General features: G+C 72.8%; 12 protein-coding genes (1 of these 12 only partly in view). 1 reads left to right on the plus strand and 11 read right to left on the minus strand.

What is annotated here, in order from left to right; all coding sequences use genetic code 11:
- From MTR79_RS17200 to eccD, 9 genes are all read right to left on the minus strand, one after another.
- Positions 1-7,525: the beginning of a lonely Cys domain-containing protein gene (locus tag MTR79_RS17200; protein ID WP_244791100.1), read on the minus strand. It extends 26,138 nt beyond the left edge of the window; 7,525 of the gene's 33,663 nt are visible here — the first part of the coding sequence; the start codon lies at positions 7,523-7,525; the stop codon falls past the left edge of the window.
- Positions 7,526-7,606: 81 nt separating this feature from the next.
- On the minus strand, positions 7,607-7,996 hold the full coding sequence (locus MTR79_RS17205; RefSeq protein ID WP_019523860.1) for a hypothetical protein: 390 nt from the start codon (positions 7,994-7,996) through the stop codon (positions 7,607-7,609).
- Between the two features lies 1 nt (position 7,997).
- Positions 7,998-8,453 (minus strand): YbaB/EbfC family nucleoid-associated protein, encoded by a 456-nt coding sequence (locus tag MTR79_RS17210; RefSeq protein ID WP_019523859.1) that lies wholly within the window; start codon positions 8,451-8,453, stop codon positions 7,998-8,000.
- 124 nt (positions 8,454-8,577) lie between these two features.
- Positions 8,578-12,231, minus strand: a complete 3,654-nt coding sequence (locus MTR79_RS17215) for an AAWKG family protein (protein ID WP_244791102.1) — start codon at positions 12,229-12,231, stop codon at positions 8,578-8,580.
- Positions 12,232-12,296: 65 nt separating this feature from the next.
- On the minus strand, positions 12,297-12,770 hold the full coding sequence (locus MTR79_RS17220) for a type VII secretion system-associated protein (protein ID WP_189364834.1): 474 nt from the start codon (positions 12,768-12,770) through the stop codon (positions 12,297-12,299).
- A gap of 126 nt (positions 12,771-12,896) precedes the next feature.
- A complete protein-coding gene (locus MTR79_RS17225; RefSeq protein WP_019523857.1) occupies positions 12,897-13,205 on the minus strand; it encodes a WXG100 family type VII secretion target in 309 nt (102 codons plus the stop codon).
- 87 nt (positions 13,206-13,292) lie between these two features.
- Positions 13,293-13,628: a hypothetical protein gene (locus MTR79_RS17230; RefSeq protein ID WP_019523856.1), complete on the minus strand. Its 336-nt coding sequence runs from the start codon at positions 13,626-13,628 to the stop codon at positions 13,293-13,295.
- Between the two features lie 460 nt (positions 13,629-14,088).
- On the minus strand, positions 14,089-15,726 hold the full coding sequence (gene eccB / locus MTR79_RS17235) for a type VII secretion protein EccB (protein WP_244791103.1): 1,638 nt from the start codon (positions 15,724-15,726) through the stop codon (positions 14,089-14,091).
- 60 nt (positions 15,727-15,786) lie between these two features.
- The gene (gene eccD / locus MTR79_RS17240; protein ID WP_244791104.1) at positions 15,787-17,193 is read right to left on the minus strand and encodes a type VII secretion integral membrane protein EccD; all 1,407 of its coding nucleotides are present in this window, start codon (positions 17,191-17,193) and stop codon (positions 15,787-15,789) included.
- A 458-nt stretch (positions 17,194-17,651) separates the two neighbouring features.
- Between eccD and eccCa the strand changes: the two genes are divergently transcribed.
- A complete protein-coding gene (eccCa, locus tag MTR79_RS17245) occupies positions 17,652-21,713 on the plus strand; it encodes a type VII secretion protein EccCa (protein ID WP_244791106.1) in 4,062 nt (1,353 codons plus the stop codon).
- Between the two features lie 81 nt (positions 21,714-21,794).
- On the opposite strand, the gene MTR79_RS17250 is transcribed toward eccCa, so the two are convergent.
- On the minus strand, positions 21,795-23,024 hold the full coding sequence (locus tag MTR79_RS17250) for a S8 family serine peptidase (protein ID WP_244791108.1): 1,230 nt from the start codon (positions 23,022-23,024) through the stop codon (positions 21,795-21,797).
- The gene (locus MTR79_RS17255) at positions 23,021-26,335 is read right to left on the minus strand and encodes a right-handed parallel beta-helix repeat-containing protein (protein ID WP_244791110.1); all 3,315 of its coding nucleotides are present in this window, start codon (positions 26,333-26,335) and stop codon (positions 23,021-23,023) included. Before MTR79_RS17255 ends, MTR79_RS17250 begins: the two co-directional genes overlap by 4 nt.
- Between the last annotated feature and the right edge of the window lie 9 nt (positions 26,336-26,344).

A 26,344-nucleotide genomic window follows, 5' to 3' on the forward strand; every position in this document is an offset into this window, starting at 1 on the left:
TGGTCTCGAACCGGCGGTCGGTCAGCCGGGCCCGCAGGGTCAGCGTGTGGTGCCCGCGCCTGACCTTGCCGTCCTCGACGAGCGTGACCGGGACACCGGTGGTGGTCAGGTCGTCCAGCGCCTGGGCGAGGGTGGGCCGGTTCAGGGCCTCGCTCACCTGCCGCTCGTTGAACCACGCCGTCCGCAGCCGCTCGTCGCTGTACCAGAGCCGCGCCAGCCGCGGGTGGTTCCGCATCGCGGCCGGGAGGAACAGCGACGGGTAGGAGGCGTGCAGGGTGTCCAGGACCGTGTCCGCGAACGTCTGCAGGGGGTCGCGCGGGGGCTCAGGGGTGCCGCTCTGCGCCGGCGCCGTCTGCGGGCCGGTGACGGGAGCGGTCCCGGTGCCGGCGGCCCCGGGCACGTTCCCGGTCTGGTTCTCGGGCCGGAAGCCCTCCGCGCGGACCTGGCCTCCGAGATGGACCGGGTCCTCCTTCCTGAGGTACCACGGCACCGGGGGTTCGACGTCCGGGTTCGGACCCGTACGCCCCGGCGTGCGGCTGTCCCATCCGGCAAGCCTGCGGGCGTCCTGGGTGGACATCCAGTCCAGGCTGACCACCCGCACCGGCCGCGCCGCGGACCTCGGTTCGCCGGCGCCCCGGACCATCAGGGTGCGCTCGACCCGGTACAGCGCCATCGGCTGGTTGCGGACCCGGCCGGTCACCTTGCGGGCCGCGTCGGTGCCCAGGTAGTGGCCGCGTCCGGCGGCGAGGTCCGTGCGGACCACCGGCCCGCCCTGCACCCGCACGTCGGTGACCGGCCCGGCGAACTGGTGGTTCGGCCCGGAGGTGACCTGAAGCCCGAACCGGGTCTCGCGAACGTGCCCGCGCTGGTTGGAATACGTGGTCTGGGTGAGGTCGCGCACCTCGACCTTGGTCGACTCGGTGACCAGGTCGGCGCGGTGGGGCACCGAGCGCTCCACGACCAGGTGTCCCAGCGGACGTTGGCCGCGTCCCCGGGTGAGTCCGGGGCCGCTGACCGGCCCGGCCAGCCGTCCGAACAGCCCGAGCAGCCGCCCGGGACGGGTGTACGACACGAGGGTGCGGTGGGCCGAACTGCCGGGCCGCGCGCCGGACAGGGCCAGCGCCACGTCCTCCGCCGGGTCCGTCAGGTACAGGCCCGTGGAGTCGAGCAGGCGCGGGTGCTCCCCCTCCGGGAAGGTCAGGGTGCGGGGTGCCCGACGCGGCCCCGCGTAGGGCACGGTCAGGTCGTCCGGCAGCCGCCAGCTCAGTCCGTCACGCATGCCGAACTCGGCGGTGTGCACCAGCTGTCGCGTCCAGCGGGGGCCCGGCGCGACACCGGTCGTGTCCTCCGTACCGGGCATCCCGCCGGTGACGGCCGGGGCGGCGGCACGGGGCGCCTCGGTGACGCGGTGGACCCGTACCCGGTAGTGGACGTCGTCCAGGTGCAGGTGGGAGCCCTCGTGCGCGCGATGCTCGGCCTGCTGGTACGCCGTGGTGCCCTGGTTGTAGTCGGTGCGGCGGGCCCAGCCCAGCGAGGCGCCGATCTTCAGCAGCCAGTCCAGCGGCGGGCCCATGCTCAGGGCACCCGCGATCCGGCGTCCGAAGCCCACCGTGCGCCCACCGCCCGTGCCGCTCTGCCCGCGCCGCGCCGTGTCCGCCTTGACCGTGCCGCCGCCCGTGTCGGAGAGGCGCACCCAGCGGTGGTACGGAACGGCCTCCACCGTCATCTCCAGGCCGACACCGGACTTCTCCCGGCCCACGAGGCGGGCGCCGCGGGGGGCGGTGAACGCGGAGGGCTGGTCGGTCAGCAGCCGCAGCAGTTCCTCCTCGTCGAACCTCGCGCGCAGCCGGTCCGGCAGCCCGTCGAGGATCTGTCGCGCCGCGAGTTCGGGCGCGCGCAGGGTGAGGACACCGGTACCGGCGAACAGCCCGGTGGGCTCGGCGCCCGGCGGTGTCCCGTCCGCGCCGGTGTCGCCCGGGTCGGCTCCCGGCCTGATCAGCGCGGCGGGCAGCCTGCTTCCGTCCTCGAAGGTGACCGTGCGAGGCGCCGGGCCCGGCCGACGGGCGTCCGGGCCGGTCAGCAGCCGGGGCGGACGATACCGGTCCAGCTGTGTTTCCAGCGGCGTCCTGTCGCCCTCATCGGCCGTGCCGGGGGCGGTGTCCGTGATCCCGGCCATCTCGCGCAGCCAGACCCCGTAGGGGTCCGACCCGTCCGGGGCGGGCTGCGGGGCCGACGCGGACACCGGTTCCGGAGCGGACTCCGGGGTGGTCGCACGGGACGGGTCCGTGTCGGGGACCAGGGCGTCGAAGTGGTCGGTCCCGTTGTACGCCACGTGCAGGGGGTCGCCCGTGCCGCCCGTGCGCAGTGCGATCGTGGTCAGCGCGCCCGGTGTCCGCGGGTCGGGCTGCACGATCCGCAGGTCGAGGTCGAGCGTGTGCGCCAGCGCCTCCGGGATGAGGTCGGCGAAGGGGGACGGCCACAGGTCCACGCGCGCGGCGGTGGCGGCCAGCAGTCCCCGCCCGCCGAGCCGCCGCGCGTCGGCGGGGGTGGGCGCCACCTCGGCGAGCCCCGGGTAGTCGCTGTCGGCGACGATCTCCCGCCACCGGCCCGTGTCGCCGTCGGTGACGACCTCCTGTGCGATCCGGTCCCACACCTCGGCGATCCGGCGCTGCGCGCCCGCGTCGCTTTCCCCGGCCAGAGCACGAAGCCGCAGGTCGTTGACGACGGAGTGGACGGGGTCCGGCACGAGGGCGTCGGCGATGTCGCCGAGTTCGGTGTGGGCGACACGGTCCCGCACCCGCGCGCGCAGCCCGTCGGCGTTCCCCGCGGCCCAGGCGGGCGGCACCTCCCTGGAACGCGCGCTGTCGAGGACCGACCGGAAGAAGCAGTTGCCGTCGGGCGGGGCGGCGATCCGGCGGAAGGTGTGCTCGCCTGCCCGGAGGAGGCTCCCCCGCTCGGGGGCGGGGGTCACCGGGCCGAACGCGGTCAGGTCCTCGGCACGACTCTCAGGCCGGCTCGGCGCGGGCGACAGGTCGGGCCTGCGGCGGGCGAGTTCGGCGGTGTCCTCGGGGCCGAGGCCCAGTTCGGACAGGGGCAGCGGATCGTCCGACAGCCCCCAGGCGACCCGGGCCGACTGGGCGTAGTCGAGTCCGCGCACGTCGTCCTGGGAGACGAGCACGGTCGGCGGCAACGTGGGCGGCGGCGGAGGGACCAGTTCGTCGAGTGTGGTGCCGGGCCCCTGGCCGGCCCGGGCGGCGGCCGCCGCCCGCAGGAAGGCCGTGTACTGCTCAGGCGTGGGTCCGGTGGACGGGTCGACGGTGGCGCGCCCGTCCACCGGACCGCCTCCGGCGCCGTGCCAGTCGGTGACCATACGGCGGAGCAGGTCGAGTGTCATGCGGCCGTCGCCGTAGCGCGCCGCGCTGTCCGTGCCCTGCCAGCGCAGGCCGTCCACATGCGCGAGGCCGGCCAGCAGCTCCCGGTTGCCGGGCTGCTTCTCGGCGTCCGGTCCGAGCGCGTCGCGCAGCGTGCGGATCTGCTGGAGCGTGCGGGCGCGGGCGAACGGGTCCGCCGGGCCGGCGCCCGCGTGCAGACCGGCGTCGCGCGCGAGCTGGTCCAGGTCGGCACCGTCGGGTTCAGGGGTGAACAGCCGCCAACGCCCCGGCCCGTCCCCGTTGTCGACGAGCACCGCGCGGACGTTGCCGTCCTTGTCGCGGGCTGTACCGACCTCGCTGGTCGGCGCGTACACGGAGCGTCCGGTCCGGTTGGCCACGTGCTGGGCGACCGGGAGGCCCGCGATCCTCGGCTGCCGCCCGGTCTCGCAGGAGTACAGCACCAGCGGCCGTTGCCGGTCGTCGTCGCCCGCCCACGCCTTGAGCGCCTCACCGAGCTGGACGCCACTCACCCTCACGGTGGGCCGGGAGGCGTCGTGGGTGCCGAGGGTGACGGCACGCGGGGTGCCGTGCCCCACGAAGTAGTCGGCGCCCTGCTCGGTGCCGGCGCCGGGGAGCGCGGTCGTCGGACCGGTGAACACGGCACGGGGGGCTGACGGCGCCGTGACCGCCGCGTCGGCGTTGCCCGTCGTGTTCGTCGTGTTCAAAACGGCGGGGCCGGATTCCGTGCGTACGCCTCGGTACGAGTCCTGTCCGAGCAGCGCCCGGCGTCCGGCGTCGCGGGCCGTGCCGTCTTCGGCCGGGTCCTGGGAGATGGTCAGCGTCCGTACGGTACGGCCAGGTTCGGGCCGCACCGCCGTGTCCGGAACGAGACGCCGCACCTGTTCGAGCGGGACGGAACGCCCGTCAAGAGTGGCGAGGGCCGGCTCGCCGGCCGGCCGTGGATTCCCCGCCGCAGGGCGGACCACGACCTGGGAGCCGGGCGGCGGGGTGACGACGGGCGGGGTACCGCCGCCGTCAGCCGACTCCACGTGCAGCACGGTGGCGGGCTCGCTCCAGGGGCGCGACGCCGAATCGAACTTGGCCGCGCCGTCCGGGGGGACACTCGCGTCGGTGTTCGGGACGGCTTCGGCGCCCGTCGGCGATTCGGGCTTGACCGGCGCTACCGGTGCCTTCCCGGACGGGTCCACGTCCGCTGAGGGCTCGGGCCCCGTGCCCACGGACGGGGCGCTCTCGGTGACGACGGGCCGCACGTCCGAGGCCGGACCGAGGGCGTCGGCGAGTGGCAGCAGCACGTCGGCGCCGGGGAAATCGGTCCCCGGCTCCGGCGCGCCCGCCGTGACGGGGGCAGGACCGGTGAGCGGGCGTGCCCGGACCGGGCCGTCAGGTGTCTCGCGGGTCAGCTCGACGGCGGTGCGATTCGGGCGTCCGGCGCTGTCCGGCGCGGTCGGCGGACCGAGGACCACGGCGCGGTCGGCGCCGGCCCCGTCGAGGAGCGCGGCCGCCTCGGGCGAACCCGCCGCCGGCGGCGGCCCCTCGGACACGACGACCGTGAGCGGCGAGGCGTCCCCGGCGACGGTGACAGGGCCGGTCGCTTCGGCGTCCGGCGGCGCGGGGGCGGTGTCTCCGGGCGACACGTCCCGGGCCCCTGGCACACCGTCCGTCGTCGTCACCGTCTCGGAGACAGGGGCGTCCTCCTGCCCCGGTACGTCGACGGTACGCGGGTCCTGATCCGCCGCGGGGGCGCCGTCGTCGGAGGTCACGGCACCCCGGTTACCGGTGCCCGCGCCGCTCCCGGCACCCGCTCCCGGCCCGGCACTCGTACCGCCGGTCGCCACCCCGGGGGCGGCGCCGGGGCCCGCTCCGGTGCCGGACACCGCACCAGGAGCCGCACTCGGCCCCACACCCGTGCCGGACACCGCACCCGGGGCGGTGCTCGGGCCCGCACCGGTGCCCGACGCCGCACCGGGAGCCGCACCCACGCCAGACACCGCACCAGGAGCCGCACTCGACCCCACATCGGTGCCGGACGCCGTACCAGGAGCCGCACTCGGCCCCACACCAGCGCCCGACGCCGTACCAGGAGCCGCACTCGGCCCCACATCGGTGCCCGACGCCGCACCGGGAGCCGCGCTCGGCCCCACACCAGCGCCCGACGCCGTACCAGGAGCCGCACCCACGCCAGACACCGCACCAGGAGCCGCACTCGACCCCACACCAGTGCCGGACACCCCACCGGGGGCGGCCCCTGTGCCCTTGCCCCTGTCTTCCGCAGCCGCCCCCTCCTCGGCGCCCGCGCCGACGCCCGCGCTCACGTCGGCCCCCAGGCCGGTGCCCGGACCGAAGCCGCTCCCCTCCCCCACCGGCACCGAGCCGTCGGTGACGGTGAGCGGCGGCGTCACCGTCACCGGTGTCCCGAAGCCCTCCAGGGCCCGGCGCACGCCGTCCGCGTCGACCTCCGTGGCGGGGCCGCTCCCCACGGGGACCACGCGGATCTCCGGGGACCCGGACAGGTTGCGGTGCAGGGCGTCGCGGACGCCGATCTCCGTGGCGCCGGGAGGCTGCGCGCCACGCAGGGTGGTGAGGTCGCGGAGAGCCTGCTCACGGATGTCGGCGTTGCCGCGGTGGACCTGCTGCCACAGGGCGTTCTCCGTCGCGGTCACGGGCAGCGTGCCCGGGGAGTACGGCGGCGGGGCGGGCGACGTGTACGGCGGCGGATCCGTCACGGAGTACGGCGGCGGTGCCTCGACTCCGCTGTCCGACGAGGACGTTACGGGCGTGGTGCCGGTGCCGCCGGTGGTGTCCGGGTGTGAGGGACCGTCGGTACGGCCGGTGCCGCCACCGGTGCGGGACGGCCCTTCGGAGCCGCCTGTCCCCGAGGAGGCCACGTCGCCGCCGGAGACGGTGGGCGGCTTGTCACGGAACCCTTCGAGTATGTTGCGCAGTTCGGCGCTTCCGTTCTTGGCGCCGTCCGTGAGTGTGGCCTCGACCTGGCTGCTGATGCCTGCGCCGACGAAGGTGGACCAGCTGGTGGACCAGTCGCCGTCGAACGCGCCCTTGACGAGGATCTCGGCGAGCGCCTCGCCGGAGCCGGCGGCGAGGAAGTCGGCCGTGCCCTTGATGCCGTAGTGCCCGGCGAGCGCGCCCGGCCGGTCGGCGTTGTTGCGCAGGATCTGGTTGTTCCGCCACAGGTCGGGGTTGTTGCGGAAGTTGTTCCGGAAGGAGAACAGGTCCCGGAAGCCGGTCGGCGGGTTGTACGTGGGACCGGGGTTGTTCGTGACCGGGTCGGGACGGTTGTCCGGGGTGGTGTCGAACTTGGTGTCCGGGTCCGGCTTGGAGTTCGGCGTGTGGTTGCCGGCGTCGAGGTCGAGGTCGTTCCTCACCTTCGGCGGCGGCTTGAAGTCGAGGTCGGTTGCGTTCTTCAGGAAGGTGTCGTCGTAGCTCTTGACGATCTTGCGGGCGTACTCGGCGAAGATGCTGGTGAGCGCGCCGGCGGCGGCGCCGAACGCACCGTCCTTGAGGATCTGGTTCCAGTCGAAGCCGTCGGGACGGCGGCCGTCGGGGGCGAAGTTCATCATCGCGAGCCGCACCGCGAAGGTGGTGAACGCCTCGGAGAACGCCTCGGTCAGCGAGGGCGCGATGTGCAGCCGCTGAAGCAGGTGGCTGAGTGTGGAGAGGATGAAGAACCGGCTGCGCATCTTGGCCAGCATGATCTGGCTGGCCGACGCTCCGCCCGTGAAGAACGACATCGCCAGGTAGATGGCGATCTCGATGAGCAGCCGGATGACCTCGGCGATCACCTGCCACTTGGACTCCATGATGTCCATGGAGGTCTTGCGCCGGCCCTCGGCGATCTTGTCCAGCTGTTCGGAGAACTCCCGCAGGTAGTTCCTGCCACCGTCGTCGGTGAGGGTGCCCATCGCGGCGGCGTACGCCTTCGACAGGTCGTCCGGCATGACCTGGCCGATGTCGTGCACCGACTTCTGGATCAGCGCGGACATCTGGTCGATCTTGCGGCCCAGCCGGGCGTAGGGCCCGCGGCTCTCGTAGGCGAGGTCCTCGTCCGCGTCGATGAGCCTCTCTCCCGTGAGGATGAAGATCATCGCGTTGACCTCGGGCGACGGCATGATGCTCATCGGCGACCGCCCGTCAGGCCGTGCGGGCAGCACCGGGGGGCCGCTCCCCGCATGGTGCGGGGGCGGCCTGCGGCGCGGAGGTCAGTGGCGGCCATGCCCGCCCGTGTCACCGCCGCCCGAGCCGTCGAGACCAAATCCGTCGGTCTCGATCCGGCTGGTGTTGCGATCGATGTCCTCCAGGTTGCGGTCCCGGGTGTCCTCCATGAGCCTGACCTGGCTGAGGGTGGCGTCGGTGATGCTCACCAGCGCGTCACGGATGGACATCATGGTGTCCTTGGTGGTCTGTCGCTCCTTCTGCTCCTGCGGTCTGGCCTTCTCCGCGAAGTCACCCGACGTGCCGGGCCACGAGACCGTGGGGGCGAGCCCGTCGAGGAACTCCTCGGTCATGCTCCTGGCCAGGGTGGCGATCTCCTCCAACTGCCCGGTCAGCGCCTCGATGCGGGCCGGGTCGACGTAGTACCGCTGTCCCATGTCAGTCCTCCCCGTCCTCGCCGAGCGCGTCGCGCCAGCCCGGGACCGCGCCGTCCGTGCGTGCCGTGTCCTCGTCGTCCTTCTCCAGCACACCGGGGCCGAAGATGCGCTCCCAGTCCAGCTCGAAGCCCTTCAGTTCGGGCACCTCGCTGCTGGGTTCGGTGAACGGGGCCATCGCCTTCATCACGTGCCGGTTCATCTTCAGCCGCGCCGCGCTCGCCGCCTCCAGGACGCTGGCGGCAAGCTCCTGCGGGGACATGGAGCGGTACTTGTCCTCCAGGAACTCGACGCCGGTCAGCTCGCCCTGCGGGCCCACGGTGGCGCGGACGGCACGGTCGGAGGAGAGCACCGCGAACGAGGCCTGTCGCAGCTCGCGTTCGGTGCGCTCGACCGCCTCCTGGGCCGACCGGAGTTCGGCCATGGCCTTCTCCAGACGCTGTTCCAGTGGTTCCGTCACGTCCGCTCCCCTGATGTCTCACATCTGCACAGTCGATCTTGCCCGGTGAGGTGTCCGCCCCGACAGCCGGGGTCGAGGGGTGTTCGCCTCCCGGCCCGGGCGCGGCCGTCGTCCGTCGCCGCCGTCATCGTCCGATGACGGCCGGCGTACCGCCGTCCTCGGTTCCCCACACGTCCGCGTCCTCCTCCAGGTAGTCGGCGGACGTGGTGGCCCTGCGGCCCTGGTCCGTCGCCTCCTCCTCCGGGGAGTCGCCGCCGGTGGTGGCCACGCGGGATGCCGGGGACAGGAACGTGTCGCTGTCCTCCTGGCGGTTCCAGGGGCTGCGCCGCCTGCGGTTGCGGCGCTCGCTCTCCTCTGCCGCGTCGACCAGGACGGCCCGCACCCGCTCGCCGTTGCCCTTGTCGCCGCCGCCTCCGGCACCGCCCATGCCGCCCATCGGCATACCGGGGGTGCCGGGCATGCCCGGGGCGCCGGCCGTACCGGACGCGGCGACCGGGCCGAGGGAGCCGCCGGTCGCGGTGGTGCCGTCGGACAGCGGGGCCGCGGCGCCCGTCAGGCCGTCGGTGCCGACGGAGGCACCGGCGGTGATTCCTGCGCCGGAGGCCGGGCCGAGGGAGCCCCCGTTGCTCAGATTGAGGTCGGAGGGCGACAACGTCTCGGTGCTGGTGCCGCCGCCCACGCCACCGCCGCCGCCGAGCGTGTCGAGGGCGTCGAGCTCGTCGAGAATGCCACCGACCGAACTTGTCTGCGTATTACCGGTGTTGAGGTCGTGCAGGTTCACCGTCTCGGTGTTGCCCTGGGCGTCGGTGACGGTGGCGATGCCGGTCTCCGGGTCGACGACCTGGGTGCTGCCGTCCGGGAATTCGGTGGTCAGCATGCCGTTGTCCAGGGAGGTGACGGAACCGTCGGGATTGTTCACCTGCACGCCGTGGGTCAGGTCCGTGGTGGTGACGGACCCGTCCGGGTGGGTGGCGGTCAGCATCCCGGTCTGGGTGTCGAACGTCGCCCGCGTGCCGTCCGGGAACCGGGTGAGCAGGTCGTCGCCGGCCAGCGACGTCTCGCCTCCCGTGGACGTCCGAAGTCCCGAGCCGGTGTCGGAGTTGAGGCCGTCGAGGCTTCCCAGGTCGAGGTCGCCGAGGCCGCTCAGGTCCCCGTTCGACTGGGTCGGCAGGTCGCCCAGGGAGCTGAGGTCGCTCCGGCCGTTGAGGTCGCCGAGGCTGCCCAGGTCGGTGGTGGTCGTCGTACCGTCCGGGTTGGTCGTGACCGCTTGGCCCGTCGACGGGTCGATGGTCTGCGTCGTGCCGTCCGGGAACGTCGTCGTGAGGTTTCCGTCATCGCCCAGCGATGTGACCGAGCCGTCCGGGTTGGTCACCTGAAGGCCGTTGCCCAGATCGGTCGTCGTCACCGAACCGTCCGGGCCGGTCGTCGTCAGGGATCCGGTGTCCGGATCGAAGCTCGTGCTGCTCCCGTCCGGGAACCTGCTGGTCAGTTCGCCGCCCGTCAGCTGCGTGGTGCCGCCCGTCGGCGTGTCCAGCACCCCACCGCCGGCACCGCTGTTGAGGTCGCCCAGGCTGCCCAGGTCGGTGGTGGTCGTCGTACCGTCCGGGTTGGTCGTGACCGCTTGGCCCGTCGACGGGTCGATGGTCTCCGTACGGCCGTCCGGGAAGGTCGTGGTGAGCTTGCCGTCGCCGGTGAGGGAGGTGACGGAACCGTCCGGGTTGGTCACCTGCAGGCCGTTGCCGAGGTCCGTGGTGGTGGTCGTGCCGTCGGGCCCGGTGGTGGTGAGCAGCCCGGTGTCGGGGTCGAAGCGGGTGCTGCTGCCGTCCGGGAACCGCGCGACCGGGTCGCCGCCGACGAGGCCGGTGGTGCGGTCGGACGGCGTCCGGGTGCCGCCGCCGGAGTTGAGGCCGCCGAGACTGCCCAGGTTCGCCGTCGGGGGCACGGCTGTCCGCTGGTCGCCGCCGCCCGTGCCGCCCGTGTCGCCCAGACCGGCGAGGCTCTCGTTGACCGCGTTGTTGGCGTCGCCGAGGGCGCCGAGGTTCTGGGTGAGCGAGCCGTCACCGCCGCCGCCACCGCCGCCGTTGATGCCGCCCACGTCGCCCAGACTCTCGGTGACCGGGACGTTCCGGTTCAGCACGTCGTCGAGGCCGTCGAGGTCCGTCGTCGTCCGGTCGTTGAAGGTCCGCAGCTGCTCCTGGGCCTCGTCCGCCTGCTTCTCCTGCTCGGCGCGGAGCTCGTCCTGGTACCGGCGGTCCTCCTCGCGCTGCCGGTTCTGCTCCTCGCGCAGCTCGTCCTGGTACCGCTTGTCCTCTTCACGCTGCCGGTTCTGCTCCTCGCGGAGCTCGTCCTGGGCCCGCTTGTCCTCTTCACGCTGCCGGTTCTGCTCCTCGCGGAGCTCGTCCTGGTACCGGCGGTCCTCTTCACGCTGGCGGTTCTGCTCCTCCCGCAGCTCGTCCTGGTACCGCTTGTTCTCTTCGTTCTGCCGGTTGATCTCGTCCTGGGCCTCTTCGGCCTTGCGCTCCTCGTACTCCTGCGAGGCGGTGCTGGTCGACTTCGGCTTGGGGACGTTCTCGGTGAAGTCACCGCTCAGGTCCAGGAAGGTGTTGTTCAGCGTGGACTGCACGCTCCGCGCGGGCTTGACGAGGTACTCGTCGACTCCCCGGCTCCAGATCTGTACGGCCTTGTCGCCGACCTTCGCCCAGTTGGCGATGTCGGTGAGGTCGCCGTACTCGGGGTGGTTCTGCGAGAAGCCTTCCTTCGGGTCGTGGTAGGTGGACGAGGAGTACGCCGAGTAGGTCGTCTTGATGTCGGTCTTGGCGACGTTGTTCGCGTCGACCCACAGGGCAAGGTCGTCCAGCACGTACCGCAGCACCCGGTGCGGGTCGTAGTAGTCGGAGTTGGCCCAGGTGATCCAGGCGTCCAGCAGCTTGTCGGCGGCGTTCTCCAGGGCCTGGCGGGCCTGGGAGAGGGCGCGCGAGTACACCGTTTTGCCGGTTCCGTCGCCCTCGCCGGTGCTGGGCGTCTCGTCGAACGTCTCGATGTAGGCGTCGTAGTTCTCGCGGATCTTCGTCAGCAGGCTGCGGAAGACCTCCGCGGCCTCGCCCTTCCAGGTGGCGTCCTCCCGGCCGAGGGCGTCCTCCCACTCCTTGATCTTCGGCCCCTGGTCCCGGAAGAACTGGGCCGCGAAGTCGAAGCTCTGACCGGTGGTGTCGAAGGACTTGAGGTCGACCGCGGCGTCCTCGGACACCCCCAGGTTGCTGAAGCGGGCGTTCCCCGTGTTGCCGCCCCGCAGTTCGAGGAGCGCCGTGCGCGGGCCGTTCATGTACCGGGCGAGCGCCACGGTGCTCATCTCGTCCTTGTTGTAGTCCTTGAACTCGTTGCCCTCGCGCACGGAGGCGTTGGCGACGTCGTCCGTTCCCGGGTCGGCGAAGATCAGCTCGTCGCCCGCCCGCACCCGGCCCTCGAAGACGATCCTTGCCTGCTTGATCTGGGTCCTCTTGCCGCTGTCGAAGAACCAGATGTCGTAGTCCTCACCGGTGTTGCGCAGGAAGCCGGAGGCGTCCTGGACGAACGAGCCGAGGCCCCGGTCCCTGATGTCCATCCGGAACAGCTTGCCGCCGTGGTCGGAGCGCAGGGTGTCGAAAATGGTGCTGCGGTCCGGCACGGGATAGCCCGTGATGTGCGTGACCAGGGACGCCCAGACGTCGGACGACGCGTCCGTGACGTCTTCGTACCTGTTGACGTTCTCTTCCGAGTTCGCGTCGTAACGGTCGACCACCGGGCGCCCTCTCTGGTCGCGTTGTCGTGGGTCACGCGACGGCAGTGTCGCGGGATGCGGGTTCTCTAGGAGTCGGTGTCGTCACCGCCGCCGCTGCCGCCGGCGGTGAGGGTGTCGACCTCGTCGAAGTGCTGCAGCAGCGTCTGGGCGTCGATCGCGTCCAGGTTGTCGGCCTGGGTCTTCTCCGCCCCTTCGATGGTCTCGGTGAGCGCTTCCCGCAGCTCCTTGTACAGCTCGATCTGGTCCCCGAGGAGGGTGTCGAGAGCTGTGGCGGCCTCACGGACCCCTTCGAGGAGCTTCGGTCCCGAGACCAGTGGATCGGTGGCCATCTTGCCGATGCGCAGCAGCTGCTGGTTCTGGTCGAGGTTGTCCTCGGTGGTGTGGCCGTCGACGAGGTCGCCGAGCGGGCGGGGGTCGCCGTCCCCGCCCCCTTCGCGGTGCCTCTTCGCGCTCTTGTGAGCCCTGTCGACCTCGTAGTCGCGGAAGTTCGCCATCGCGGACAGGTCGAAGTGCTTGATGTCTGTGGGGTTGTCGGCCATCGGAAGCTCTCCTGCCGCTCGGTTCCGGATGCACGGGCTGCGAAAGGGGCGGGGGCACACCGGCACGTGACCGCCACGGCGCGCCGCCCGCCTCTCGTGACTGACGCGGGCCGAGCCCGGCGGGTCTCAACGCGCGCGGACGTTGCCCCAGTTGTCGGCGCTGCGGCGCTCGTCGCGGGAGTGGTTGTCGTGGATGGACTGGATCAGGGTGCCGTTGTCGTTGAGCAGGACGGCCATGTTCTTGGTGGCCTGGTCCCACTGCATCTGCACCTGGCGGTACATCTCCTGGTCCGCACCCTCCCAGGAGGCGACGAGCGGCTTCAGCTCGTCCTCCAGGTTGTTGAGGGTGGTGATGATCTGCTGCGTCTGGTCCGTCAACTCCTCGACGGCCTTGCGGACCACGGAATACTGCACGTCGATGATGCCGTCGGCCATGACGTCTCCTCTCTGGTGGCCGGACGCCTCGCGTCCGGCGGGCTCGAACAGCGCGGCCTCACTCAGGGCCGCACGGCGCTGGACGTGTCAGAGCAGCGCCTGGAAGACGCCCTGACTGGTCTTGCTGTTGAGAACCTCGGTGAGGTCCTGGTTCTCCTGCGCCAGACGGTTGGCGGAGGTGACGTTCTCCTGGAGGGCGTCGATCATCTTGCTGATCTGGACGACGACCGTCTGGGCCTCCGCGTTCCAGCTGCGGAAGAGCTTCAGCAGGGCCTGACCCTCGTCGCCGCCGACGCCTGAACGCGAGGCGATCTCGGCGACGTTGTTCTGGATCTTCTCCACCTGGCTCCGGGCGGTCTCGAGGGACGAGACACCTCCCAGGCCCTTGGCATAGTCCGCTTTCCTCGCGGCGCTGTCCGCCATGTCGCGCTCCCTTCGTTCGAGCGATCACATTCGAGCGATCACGTCGCACCGTTGCCCGCTGAGGCTAAGTAGAGGCTCCCGTTCCGCGCAACGCGCTCCGGAAGTTTTCGAAGTTCGGAGGTTGGCTCAAATGATCCGTCGGGGCCGGAAGTTGAGCGCAGGTTTCGATCGGATGAACAGTCTCGCCGGGCCGAACTGTCCGTGATGCCGCGTCCGTGCGGGCGGTGGACCTGATGCGGGCGCCATTCGGGCACGCCTAAGCCGCGAACGGCCATCGAGCGGGCCCGCAGGCCGGAATATGCGCGCCATCCGGTCACATCACGGAAGAGTGGCGGGGCCGGGAATTCTGAGCTTTCTCTGAGGTTCGACAGCGACCAGAATGAACAAAAGGCTCGCGAACCCAGCGGGCGCTACATCTGCCCCGACCGGTAATAGCCCCGCCTCTCCGCCTTTTTCACCCTCAGAAACCCCTTTGAGTTCCTTGCCGGGACCGTGACGTGGTGTCCGCTGCGTCCGGAGTTGCCGACGGGGCCACTGTGACGAAGCTCGCAGCCGTAGCCTTCCCGCCCGTGTCCCTCACCTCCTGCTGCGCGGCCCTCTCGCAGTCGGGTGCCGTGACGCGGGGCTTCGCGGCGCCGGAGGCGGCGTCCGGGTCCAGGTCCGCGCCGGTCGGCAGCGTCGCGAGCAGCGGAGCGGGCACGGAGTCGATGTCCTCGGTGGTGTACCCGAGCGCCTTGAGGGAGTCCTCGGCGGGGACGCGGTACTTCACTCCGTTCTCGGCGACCAGGTAGGTGGTGCCCGCATGGGCGGCGCCGCTGGCGTGCAGCGCTCGCACCAAGGCGCCGTGGCCGGGCCGGACGACGGTGGCGTCGGTCGGTACGCACGCCTGCCGCACGGGGGCGTCGGTGCCCGCCGACACCGCCACCGGGGCGAGTCCGGTCAGCGGGGCCAGCACCGAGCCGATGCGGGCACCGCCGTCGCCGCCGTCCACCTGGGCGCACAGTGCGCTGCCGCGCGGTACGGACTGCGGAGCCGGGGGCGCGTCCGGCAGGCCCGCCGTGTCCACCCGGCCGGCGTCCTCGGCCTGGTGCTCGCGCAGCGCGTCGGTGCCGACCGTGCGCGCCTCGGGCGACTCGCCCTGGTAGGCGTCCTTCTGGGTGGCGGGGTCGCCCAGCGCCAGGGCGGCGCCGAGCCGGGTCAGCGGCACCAGGCCGTCCTTGCGCAGCAGGTGGTAGGAGCCTTCGCCTCCGGGCACGCTCACCTCGAAGACCTGGCCGATGCGGGTGGGCTCGCCGCCGAGCTCCGGGCCCTCGCCCCCGCGTCCCGGCACGTCCGGCGAGCGCAGTCCGGGGCCGGGGGCCAGCGCGTCCAGGAAGGCCGCCGACACGGGCACCGGCTCCTCCGATCCGTAGCCGAGCGCGGTGCGGGCGTCGGACTTCTCGTCCAGGGGCAGCCGGCTGCCCCGCCACACCAGATACTCCGTCTTGTCCGGGCCGCGCACCAGCACCGCGCGGTCGGCGGCGATGTCCGTGGTGTCGACCGGGGCGCCGGCCACCAGCGTCGTCGCCCCGGCCCTGTCGACGGCCGAGGCGGGGGCCGCCACAGAGGTGCTGGGGTCCGCGCCGTCCGGGCCGGTGACGCACATGTTCCAGGCCCCGTTGTCGAGTTGCCCGGCCTCCGGCAGGCCGTCGGGGGCGCCGGGGATGCCCACCGGACCGCCGACGGGCACGTCCCGCAGCGAGGCGGTGCCGACGTCCTCGGTCGGCAGGTCGGCACCGCCGATCAGGCGCGCCGAGGTGTAGTTGCGCACCGGGTGCAATACGCCGTCGGTGCCGGTCCACAGGTAGCGGGCGCCGGTGTCACGGTTGACGACCAGGTGCCGGCCGTCGCGCCAGCTGTCGTTCCCGCCGGGGCGCAGCAGGCCGTAGACCACGGTGCCGGCACCGATGAGGACGGTGAACAGCACGCCGAAGACGACACCGCGGGTGGTGCGTCCGAGCGGGCTCTCGGGGGCGTCCGGGTCGCCCGTCAGCAGGCCCGAACTGAGCCTGCCCATCATGAAGCTGTGCGCCTGTACCTGGTCACGCTTGGACTGCACGGCCTCTCCTCTTCTCGTCGTCCATGTGCCCGGTGGCGCGGGCACGCCCTATGCCGTTCTCTAGCCGAACAGTCCGCGCAGCCAGCCGAAGAGACCGGCCACCCACAGGCTGAGCGGCAGCAGCGCGACCGCGAAGACGGTGTGCGCCAGCTCCGCCGCGCGGCCCCAGTACGGCAGCATTCGACGCCCCGGTACGGTCCAGGTGGCGATCACCAGGCCGGCGGCGGCGGCGAGCAGCACCGCGAAGACCACCAGACGGGTGTCGCCGTCGCTGTCCACCGCCCAGGCGCGGGCGAGCAGCAGCAGGCCCGCGACGCCCGGCAGCGCCAGCGTCAGCCGCTGTCCGATGTGGACCAGGCCGCGGGAGTGCAGAAGCAGCAGCAGGCTCAGCACGAGCGCGGTCAGCACCTCGGGCAGGTTGGGGTGTTCGGCGAGGACGACGAGGGCCGCCACGGCGGCGGTGCCGGTGGCCGCGAAGAGCGCGGTCACCCAGCGTCCGGCCAGCTCGGTGCGCTCGGCGACCTCGTCGCCGGCGTAGGGCTCGATGCCCTCCTGCAGTTCGCCGGCGGAGGACGGCAGTGCGGGCATCCGCATGCCGGCCAGCTTGAAGGCGAACGGAGCGACGGCACCAGCGCCCAGTGCCAGGACCACCATCACCAGCGCCACCGCGGCCGGCGCTTCCATTCCCGCGTAGCCGATCAGCGTGCCGGTGACGGCGGTGGCCACCGCCACCAGTGCTGTGGCGCACAGGGCCGGCGCCCCGACGGCGGTCGCCGCGAGGGCGAGCACCGCACCGCCCGCTCCGGCGGCGCCCGCCGCGAGCAGGCGCGCGCCCACCACACGCGCGGCGTCCGGGCCGGTGAGGTCGCCGCCGGGCAGGACCCAGCCGGCCAGGGCCAGACAGGGTGCGACCAGCAGGCCGAGGACAGTTGCCGTGAGCCGGTCGCCGACCGCGCGGCTGGCCGAGGCGGCGCCGGCGAGCACCAGCACTCCGGTCACACCGGCGCAGGCCACCCTCAGCGAGCTGGAGCCGTCCAGCCCGGGCCGGAACACCAGCACCAGGGCGAGGGCCAGGGTCGCCACCGCCGTGCCGCCGAGCAGTCCGCGTGCGGCGTTCGGGCTCCAGGTGCGCATCCGCCGGCCGACCGTGTCCGATATGCCGTCCACGAGGTCGTCGAGACGGGCCTCGGGGAGGGACTCGGTGTGCGGGCGCAGGTACAGGACGTCGCCGTCGGCGAGGCCGGCTCGGGCAAGGGTGGTCTCCTCGTCGAGCGGGGCGTCACCCAGCCGCTGCAACACCCAGCCGGCGTGGTCGAGCCCGGCCTCCTCGGCCTCCTCGCCGACGTACCGCAGCAGGGTGGGCAGCAGATCGGAGACCGGTACTCCGGCGGGCACGGCCAGGTCGACGGAGACATGCGGCGCACGTACGGTCAGGCGGCACAGTTCGGCCACCGTGCTGTCTGTCATCAGCACAACTTTCGTCATCCGTGGGGGGACTTCGGCAGAAGGACTTCCACGTGAAGGGGCGGGAGCAGAATACGGAACGCGGGCACGGCGGAGCAGAGGGGTCCCGACGCCAGAACATCAGGGAATTCGGGGCCGCGTACCGAACGGTACGCAGCCCCGCGTGGACAGGCCGCGCTCAGTGAATGCAGACTACTGCCTACGCCCGTCGGATCGTGTCGTGGGCCTCGCACCGCTCCCGGAAAGGGAGTTGCCCGATGCGGAAGTCCCGTGCCCGATTCCCGCCCGGAAATTCCACGTGACTTCCGCTGCCCCACGGGCCGCCCGAAACCGACGCGGCAGGACCCGGTCCACCGCCGGGTACCGATGAGCGGTGCGGGTCGCAATGCCCAGTGATAGCGGAGGTTCAGTCCTTGAGTGTGGTGTTGTTTCGCCGACCCGCCCGCAGGCGCGGTCCGGAGATGCCCGAAGGCCAACTGACCCTCCAGGAACCGCCGGTCCTCTCCGAGACCGTGCCGGACACGTCCGCGATCTGGACATACCTGCCGATGGCCCTCATGTCCATGTCGATGATGCTGATGTTCCTGCGCCCCGGCGGCGGGAACGGCGTCTTCATGTACCTGGCGCTGGGTGTCATGGCGCTCTCCGCCGCCGCCATGCTGCTCGGCCAGCTGATGCGCCGCTCCGGCGAGCGCAAGCAGCGGCTGAAGGGTGAGCGTCGCGACTACCTCCGTTACCTGACGCAGATCCGCAAGCGAGTGCGGGCGACCATCGTGGAACAGCAGCGGGCGCTCGCCTGGCGCCATCCCGACCCCGGCTCCCTGCGGTCCCTGGCGCGCACCTCACGGCTGTGGGAACGGCGCCCGGCGGACGAGGACTTCGGCGAGGTCCGCATCGCGGTGGGCGAGCAGCAACTCGCCCTGTCCCTCAACCCCGTCTCGACCCGGCCCGTCGAGGACCTGGAACCGCTGTGTGCGCACGCCCTGCGCCGCTTCATACGCGCCTACTCGACCATTCCCGAGCAGCCCCTCGGTCTCTACCTGCGTTCTTCGGCCCGCATCCTGCTGCGCCCCGAGGATCCCGCCGACGAGGGCGGTCACGTCGCGGAGGTCCCGCCCCAGGGTCAGACGCTCGGCCGTGCCGACGAGGGGGTGCGGACGGAGGAGACCGTCACGGGTGCGGGGGCGCGTCCGGCCGGTCCCGCCGACGAGGCTCCGGTGTCCCTGGTGCGTGCCTTGATCGCGCAACTCGCCGTCTTCCACGCCCCCGAGGAGCTGTGGCTCGCCTTCTGCGTCAGTGACGACCGGCGTTCCGACTGGGAGTGGGTGAAGTGGCTGCCGCACGTTCTCGACCCGCAGGAGGAGGACGGGGCCGGACCGGTCCGCCGGGTCACCGCGGACCTCACCGAACTCGACGACCTGCTCGGCAGCGAGTTCGCCGAGAGGCCCGGCTTCGACCCGGACGCCCGGCCCGGCCGTGACGAGCCGTTCACCGTCGTGGTCCTGGACGGCGTCACCGTCCCCGAGGGCCACCGCTGGACCGGGTACGGCTACCGCAACGCGCTGGTCCTGGACGTGTCCGGCGCCATGGCCTGGCGTCCGGGCCGCAACACCCTGCGCCTGACGGTGGGGCCCGACACGATCAGCCTGGTGCGCACCGACCGCAGCCGCAAGGAGCGGTCGGTGCCGCTGGGCCGTCCCGACCGGCTCGGCCCGCTGGGCGCCGAGTCCCTGGCCCGGTTGCTCGCAGCCCGCCGGATGAGTCTGGGCACCGACATAGCCCAGCCGCTGGAGACGGATATCGAGCTGACCACGCTGCTCGGCATTCCCGACCTGCACCGGCACGACGCACGGGCCCACTTCGCCCGGCAGACCGGTTCCGCCCGGCTGCGGGTGCCGGTGGCCGTCGGCATCGACGGCCGCCCGGTCGAGCTGGACATCAAGGAGTCCGCACAGGGCGGCATGGGCCCGCACGGCCTGCTCATCGGCGCCACCGGCTCCGGCAAGAGCGAACTGCTGCGCACCCTGGTCCTCGGCCTTGCGCTGACCAACTCCTCGGAGACCCTCAACTTCGTCCTCGTCGACTTCAAGGGCGGCGCCACCTTCCTCGGCCTGGAGGAGCTTCCGCACACCTCCGCCGTCATCACCAACCTGGCGGACGAGGCCGCCCTCGTGGAGCGCATGCAGGACGCGCTGCACGGCGAACTGATGCGCCGGCAGGAGCTGCTGCGCGCGGCCGGCAACTACACCTCCGCGCTGGAGTACGAGCGGGCCCGCGCGGGCGGCGCCGATCTGGTGCCGCTGCCCAGCCTGTTCGTTGTGGTCGACGAGTTCAGTGAACTTCTGTCCTCGCACCGCGAATTCATGGACCTGTTCGTCATGATCGGCCGCCTCGGCCGTTCGCTCGGCGTCCATCTGCTGCTCGCCTCGCAGCGCCTGGACGAGGGCCGCATGCACCAGCTGGAGAGCCATCTGTCGTACCGGATCGGCCTGCGCACCTTCTCCGCGATGGAGAGCCGCGGTGTGCTGGGTGTGCCGGACGCCTACCAGCTGCCCTCCGCGCCGGGCAACGGCTACCTCAAGTCCGGCGTGGAGTCGCTGACCCGGTTCCGCGCCGCCTACTCGTCCGGCACCTACACCCGCCGCACCGGTGCGGTGGCCCGGGCCCGGGTCGCCAGCCAGGTGGTGCCGTGGACCAGCGGCTGGGTCGTGCCGCGTGCCCCGGAGGCGCTGCCGGAGCCCGAGCCGGTCACTTCCGAGACCGGCGAGGAGGAGACCCTGCTCGACGTGGCCCTGGACCGGCTGCGCGACTCCGGTCCCGCCGCCCACCAGGTGTGGCTGCCGCCGCTGGACGCGCCCGTGCCACTGGACGAGCTGCTGCCCGGCGTCGTCGCCGACCCCGAGCGGGGTCTGACCGCCGAGGGCTGGCCCGGCACCGGCCGGCTGCGTGTGCCGGTCGCCCTGGTCGACAAGCCCTTCGAGCAACGCCGTGACCCACACGTGGTGGACCTGTCCGGGGCCGGCGGCCACGTGGCCATCGCGGGCGGGTCGCAGAGCGGCAAGTCCACCCTGATCCGCACGCTGATCGCCGCCCTGGCGCTCACCCACACTCCGGCCGAGGTGCAGTTCTACTGCCTCGACTTCGGCGGCGGCGGTCTCTCCCAGCTGGCCTCCCTCCCGCACGTCGGCGGGGTCGCGGCCAGGCTCAATCCGGAGCGCGTGCACCGGGCGGTCGCCGAGGTGATGACGCTGCTGGCCCGCCGCGAGCAGTTGTTCGTGGACCACGCCGTCGATTCGATGCAGTCCTACCGTCGCCGCCGGGCCGCCGGGGAGTTCCCCGACGATCCCTTCGGCGACGTGTTCATGGTGGTCGACGGCTGGTCGACGGTCCGCCAGGACTACGACGACCTGGTGCCGAAGTTCAACGAGCTGGCCGCCCGCGGCCTCAACTACGGCATCCACCTGCTGATCGGCACGACCCGCTGGGTGGAGCTGTCCGCTCAGGTCCGCGACCAGTCGGCCACCCGTCTGGAACTGCGGATGGGTGACCCGATGGACTCCGAGATCGACACCCGCAAGGCCCGCTCGGTGCCCCGCACCGGAGGGCGCGGCATCACCCCCGACAGCAAGATGCACTTCCTTTCGGCCCTGCCCCGCATCGACGGCAGCGGCTCTCTGGAAGACCTCGGCGAGGGTGTCGCCCATCTGGTCTCCGAGATCTCCCGGCACTGGACGGGTCCGTCCGCCCCGCAGGTCCGGATGCTGCCGCACCGGCTGCCGGTGGCCGAACTCCCCGCCCCGCAGACCACGGAGGGCGGCGGCATGCGGCTGGCGCTCGGCATCGACCAGGATGCCCTGGAGCCGGTCTGGCACGACTTCAGCCGCACGCCGCACCTGACCGTGATCGGCGACACGGAGAGCGGCAAGACCAACCTGATGCGCCGGATCACCGAGGGCATCACCGCCCGGTACGCGCCCAACGAGGCGAAGATCATCGTGGTCGACTACCGCCGTACGCTGGTGGACACGATCCCCGAGGAGTACCGCATCGGGCACGTGATCTCCCTGGACAACCTCAAGGAGACGGTCGAGGGCGCGGCCCGCGCGATGAAGACCCGGGTGCCGGGGGCGGACATCGCGCCGTCCCGGATGCGCCGGTGCGACTGGTGGACGGGCCCGCGCCTGTTCGTCCTCGTCGACGACTACGACATGGTCTCCGGCAACTCCTTCCAGAGCCCCTTCGAGCCGCTCTTCGAGCACCTGGCCCTCGGCTTCGAGATGGGCCTGCACATGGTCGTCGCACGCAGCGCGATGGGCGCGGGCCGCGCCATGAGCGACGCGCTGCTGCGCCGCCTCGACGAGGCCAACAACCCGGCGGTGCTGCTGTCCTGCCCGCCCACCGAGGGCAACCTCTTCGGCAACACCAAGCCGCGCAACCTCCCGCCCGGCCGTGCCCTGCACGTCGCCCGCCGCAAGGCTCAGCTCATTCAGACGGCGCTGGCGGACGGCACACCGGTGGGCTGACAGGCTGCGGCACGCGAGACGCCCGTGGGCGGTCACCTGGGTGACCGCCCACGGGCATCGTGGAAGGGGCGGGTCCGGTGCTCAGTCCCGTCCGGTGTCCGCCGGGCGCCAGCCACGGGCGCGGGCCCGCGGGACGGCGACGACGGCCCAGAGCACGGCGAGGACGCCGGCGGTGCCGAGGAGCACGAAGACCGCGGCGCGGTTCGCCGCCCGGTCCGCGGACGCGGTGTCCCGTACGGTCACCGGTCCCGCGGCGGCCTGTGCCCGGACGGGGGCGTCGCCCAGCACGGTGGTGAGGGCGGCGTAGGCGTCGAGCTGCGGGATGTCCGCCGGGTAGGCGGTGGCCGTCAGCCGGCGGACGATCTCCTCGGGGGTGTCGTCCGGGCGGGCGGCGCGGATCAGCGCGGCGGTCCCGGCGGTGTAGGCGGCGGCGACGGAGGCGCCGGCCCCCAGGTAGTGCCCGTCGCCGCGCGGGCCGCCGGAGACCACGCCGGCGCCGGGCGCGACGAGGTCGACGCCGTCGGTCGGCAGGGCGTCACCCGGACGGGCCCCGCTGGGGAGCATGTCGGCGACGGAGAGCACCCCGGGCTCGCCGGCCGGCCAATAGGTGCGGGCCGGCGTCTCCCGCGTGGCGCCGGCGTGCGGCGGATCGGGGGTGGCGGCGGCGACCACCACCGCTCCCGCGTCGACCGCCTCTGCGACCGCGGCGGTCAGTTCCTTGTCCCGCTCCGGCAGGGCCACCCCGACGGCGATCACGTCGGCGCCGGCGGCGGTCGCGTCGCGCACCGCCCCCGCGACCAGCGCGGCGTCGGCCGAGCCGCGTTCGTCGGTGCCGCGCAGGGCCAGCAGCTCCGCCTCCGGCGCGACGCCGGGCAGCCGGGTCCTGCCCCAGCCCTCCCCGACGATCAGCCCGGCGAGGAAGGTGCCGTGTCCGACGCAGTCGTCACCGGCAGCGCCCCGGGCGGTGACCCGCCCGCCGAGTCCGGCGGCGTCGGTGCTGACTCCGGTGTCGACCAGGGCGACGGTCGTACCCGCTCCGGTGCCGTGCTGGTGCACCCGGGCCAGGTCCAGGCGCTGGCGCGACCAGTCCTGCTTCTCGGCCTTCTCGCGCGAGGCCGCGGTGCACTCCACGGCGTCGGCGCGGGCGTCGAGTGCGGAGGGCATGGGCGGCAGCTCCTGGCGCTTGCCGTCGGCGGCGGGCACCGCGCTCGCCTGCCCGGCCGCGGCGGGCGCGGCCACGGGCAGCAGCAGGGCCGCGGCCAGCGCAGCGCCGCACAGCGGGCGGACCGCGCCCGGCCCACGGCGCTTCACCGGGCCGCCTTCGGGATCGCGGCGGTGACGTCCTCCGGCAGCAGGCCCCGCAGATCCTCCAGTGTGGGCGCGGCGAGCGAACTGAGCCGCCCGGCCTGCCGGGTGACCATCGCTTCCACCATCTGCCGGGCCAGGCGGGCGTTGCCGAAGGACCGGTCGCGGGGCAGCGAGTCGAAGTACTCCCGCAGCAGCGGCCCGGTTCCGGGACCGCACTCGTAGCCCATGGCGGAGGCCTGGGCGCGCACGATGGTGACCAGTTCCTCCGAGGAGTAGTCGGCGAAGGCGACCCGGCGCGGGAAGCGCGAGGCCAGCCCGGGGTTGGAGGCGAGGAAGCGCTCCATCTCGTCGGTGTAGCCGGCGACGATGACCACGACCTCGTCGCGGTGGTCCTCCATCAGTTTCAGCAGCGTGTCCACCGCTTCCTGGCCGAAGTCGTTGCCGCCGCCGCGCGGGGTGAGGGTGTACGCCTCGTCGATGAACAGGACGCCGCCGCGGGCCCGGTCGAAGACCTCCCGGGTGAGCTGGGCGGTGTGTCCGACGTAGCGGCCCACCAGATCGGCGCGGGCCGCCTCGACCAGCTGGCCGCGCTGCAGGATGCCCAACTGGCCGAGGATCTCGCCGTAGAGCCGGGCGACGGTGGTCTTGCCCGTGCCCGGCGGACCGGTGAAGACGAGGTGGTGGCTGAGCGAGGGCACCGGCAGTCCGGCGGCGGCGCGGTGGCGCGCCGTGGTGATGAGGTTGACCAGGTCCGTGACGTCGCGCTTGACGTCGGCCAGGCCGACCATGTCGCCGAGGCGGGTCAGCGGGTCGTTGTCCGGTACGCCCGACTCCACGGCCTGCTCGGCAGCTGCCGCGGAGACGTCCTGCGGCAGCAGCAGACGCAGGTCGCGCTCGCCGACCTGCTGGAGCGTGGCGAGCCGGACCGCCTGCCGGTCCACCATCTCCTCGAAGACACCGCGCGCGGCACGGCCGTTGCCGAAGTCGGCGCCCCGGGGCATCGCCTCGAAGTGGGCGGCCAACGCCGCCGCCGTGCCCTCGCCCAGCTCGTACTGGTGCGCGGCGCACATGCTCTCCATGATGGCGACCAGTTCGGGCACGGTGTAGTTCTCGAACTCGACCGTGCGGGAGAAGCGCGACCCGAGGCCGGGGTTGGAGGCGAGGAACCGGGTCATCTCGTCGGTGTAGCCGGCGACGATGACGACGACGTCGTCGCGGTGGTCCTCCATCAGCTTCAGCAGCGTGTCCACGGCCTCACGGCCGAAGTCGGCGCCGCCGTGTCCGCTGTCCGAGGTGAGGGTGTACGCCTCGTCGACGAAGAGGACGCCTCCGAGGGCCCGTTCGAAGGTCTCGGTCGTCTTGATCGCCGTACCGCCGACGACCTGGGCGACGAGGTCGGCGCGCGAGACCTCCACAAGGTGTCCGTCACGGAGCGATCCGAGTTCGGCGAGGATCGCTCCGTAGAGGCGGGCGACGGTGGTCTTGCCGGTGCCGGGCGGGCCGGTGAAGACCAGGTGGCGGCTCATCGGCGGGGCCGACATGCCGAGTTGTTCGCGTCGCTGGGCGAGCTGGGTGAGGTTGACCAGGGTACGGACCTGTTCCTTGACGTTGTCCAGGCCGATCAGCGCGTTCAGGGCGCCCAGCGGGCCGTCGGGCCGGTCCTTGGCGGGTGTGTCCGCGGCCCCCGAGCCCGCCGGGTCGGTGTTCTCGGCGCTGCCCGATCCCCAGGCGTCGCGCTTGCCGTTGCCGGTGCTGGTGAGCCCTTCCACGGCGAGCCGCTCGCCGGGGGTGGTCTGGACGAGGCCACCGCCGGCGTTCTCCCGGGCGAGGCAGTTGACGAGCGAGATCGACGCGGTGGACTCCACGCGGAATCCGTCCTGTGCCCCGCCGGCCGCCTCGCACCCGCTGAGCGAGGCGATGGCGCCGTCGCGGAGCAGGAGGCCGTGGCCCTGCGAGGTGTGCACGGAGGTGCGGTTGGCGGTCAGTTCGCCGCCGGCGTCGACGACGATGCCGTCCGCGCCGGATCTCTCCACGCGGAAGTCCCGGACGGTGACGTTGCCGCCGTCCTCCAGGACGAGGCCGCTGTCGGTGGCGTCGAAGACGCCGCCACCGGCCAGGTACAGGGTGCTGCCGCCGGCGACGCGCACGCCGGAGCCGGCCGGCTGGACGATCTCGCAGTCCTCGATGCGGCCGCGGGCGTCCTTGGCGGCGGTGATGCCGTCACCCGACGGCTCCACGAGGCGCGCCCGGCGCAGCAGCGGGTTGGCCCCGGCGCGCAGCGCGATCGCCGGGGCGCCGCCGATGACCTCCAGCCGGTCCAGCTCCGCCGCCGCGTCCTCCTCCAGGAGTACGGCCGTCTCGGCGCAGTCGCGGACGGTCAGGCCGGTCAGTGCCGGGGAGGCCGCGCCGGCGACCCGCAGTGCCACACCCTGGGCGCCGTCCACCCAGCAGTCCTCGAAGGTTCCCCGCGCCCGGTCGGTGACGACCACACCGTGGCCCCGGGTACGGGAGACGCGGCAGCGGCGCAGTACCGGGTCGGTGCCCGCGGCCAGGGTGACGCCGGTGCCGGACGCGCCGGTGATCCGGACGTCCTCCAGCATCGTGCGGCCGCCGCTGCTCAGGTGGACGCCATGGGCGGTGTCGTGCACGACCGTGCGGCTCACGGTGAGGGCGGAGTTGCCCTCCAGGGCGAGGGACGGCTTGTCGGTCGAGGAGATGTCGCAGTCCTCGACCGAGCCGCGGGCCTCGCCGTTGGCGAGGATGCCGTTGCCACGGGCGTCACGCACCGTGCAGCCCCGGACCCGGGCCTCGCCCTGCTCGGCGATGACCAGGCCGCTGGTGCCGAGGTGCTCCAGGGTGCAGCTCTCCACGGTGGTCGGCGTGGTCGAGGTGACCACGACGGCCGCGCCCTGGGAGTTGCTCACCCGGCAGTCCCGCAGCGCCAACGAGCCCGTGCCGCCGGCCAGCATCGCCGTCCAGGCGGCGCCGGCTATCTCGCAGCCGTCGAGCGCGGCCTGGCCGCGCCGTACGTCCACGGCGGGTGCCTCGGCGTCACTGCCGCGCAGGGTCAGCTCCGAGAGCATCACGGCATCGGCGCGCAGCGCGAGGACGCTGCCCGACCGGGGCCGGATCTCCACGGTGCCCCGTCCTTCGGCGGCGGTGAGGGTGACCCGGGTGTGGATCACCAGGTTCTCCGCGTACGTCCCGGGCCGGACGCTGATGAGCGCGCCGGTGCGGGCCGCGGCGAGTGCCTCACCGATCGTCCGGAAACGGTCCCGGTCGTCGGGACCGACCGACAGTACCTGGCGCGACACGCGCGAACC

Origin of the sequence: Streptomyces sp. BJ20, assembly GCF_022869105.1 — a bacterium.
In the GTDB taxonomy this organism is placed as follows: Bacteria; Actinomycetota; Actinomycetes; order Streptomycetales; family Streptomycetaceae; genus Streptomyces; species Streptomyces griseoincarnatus.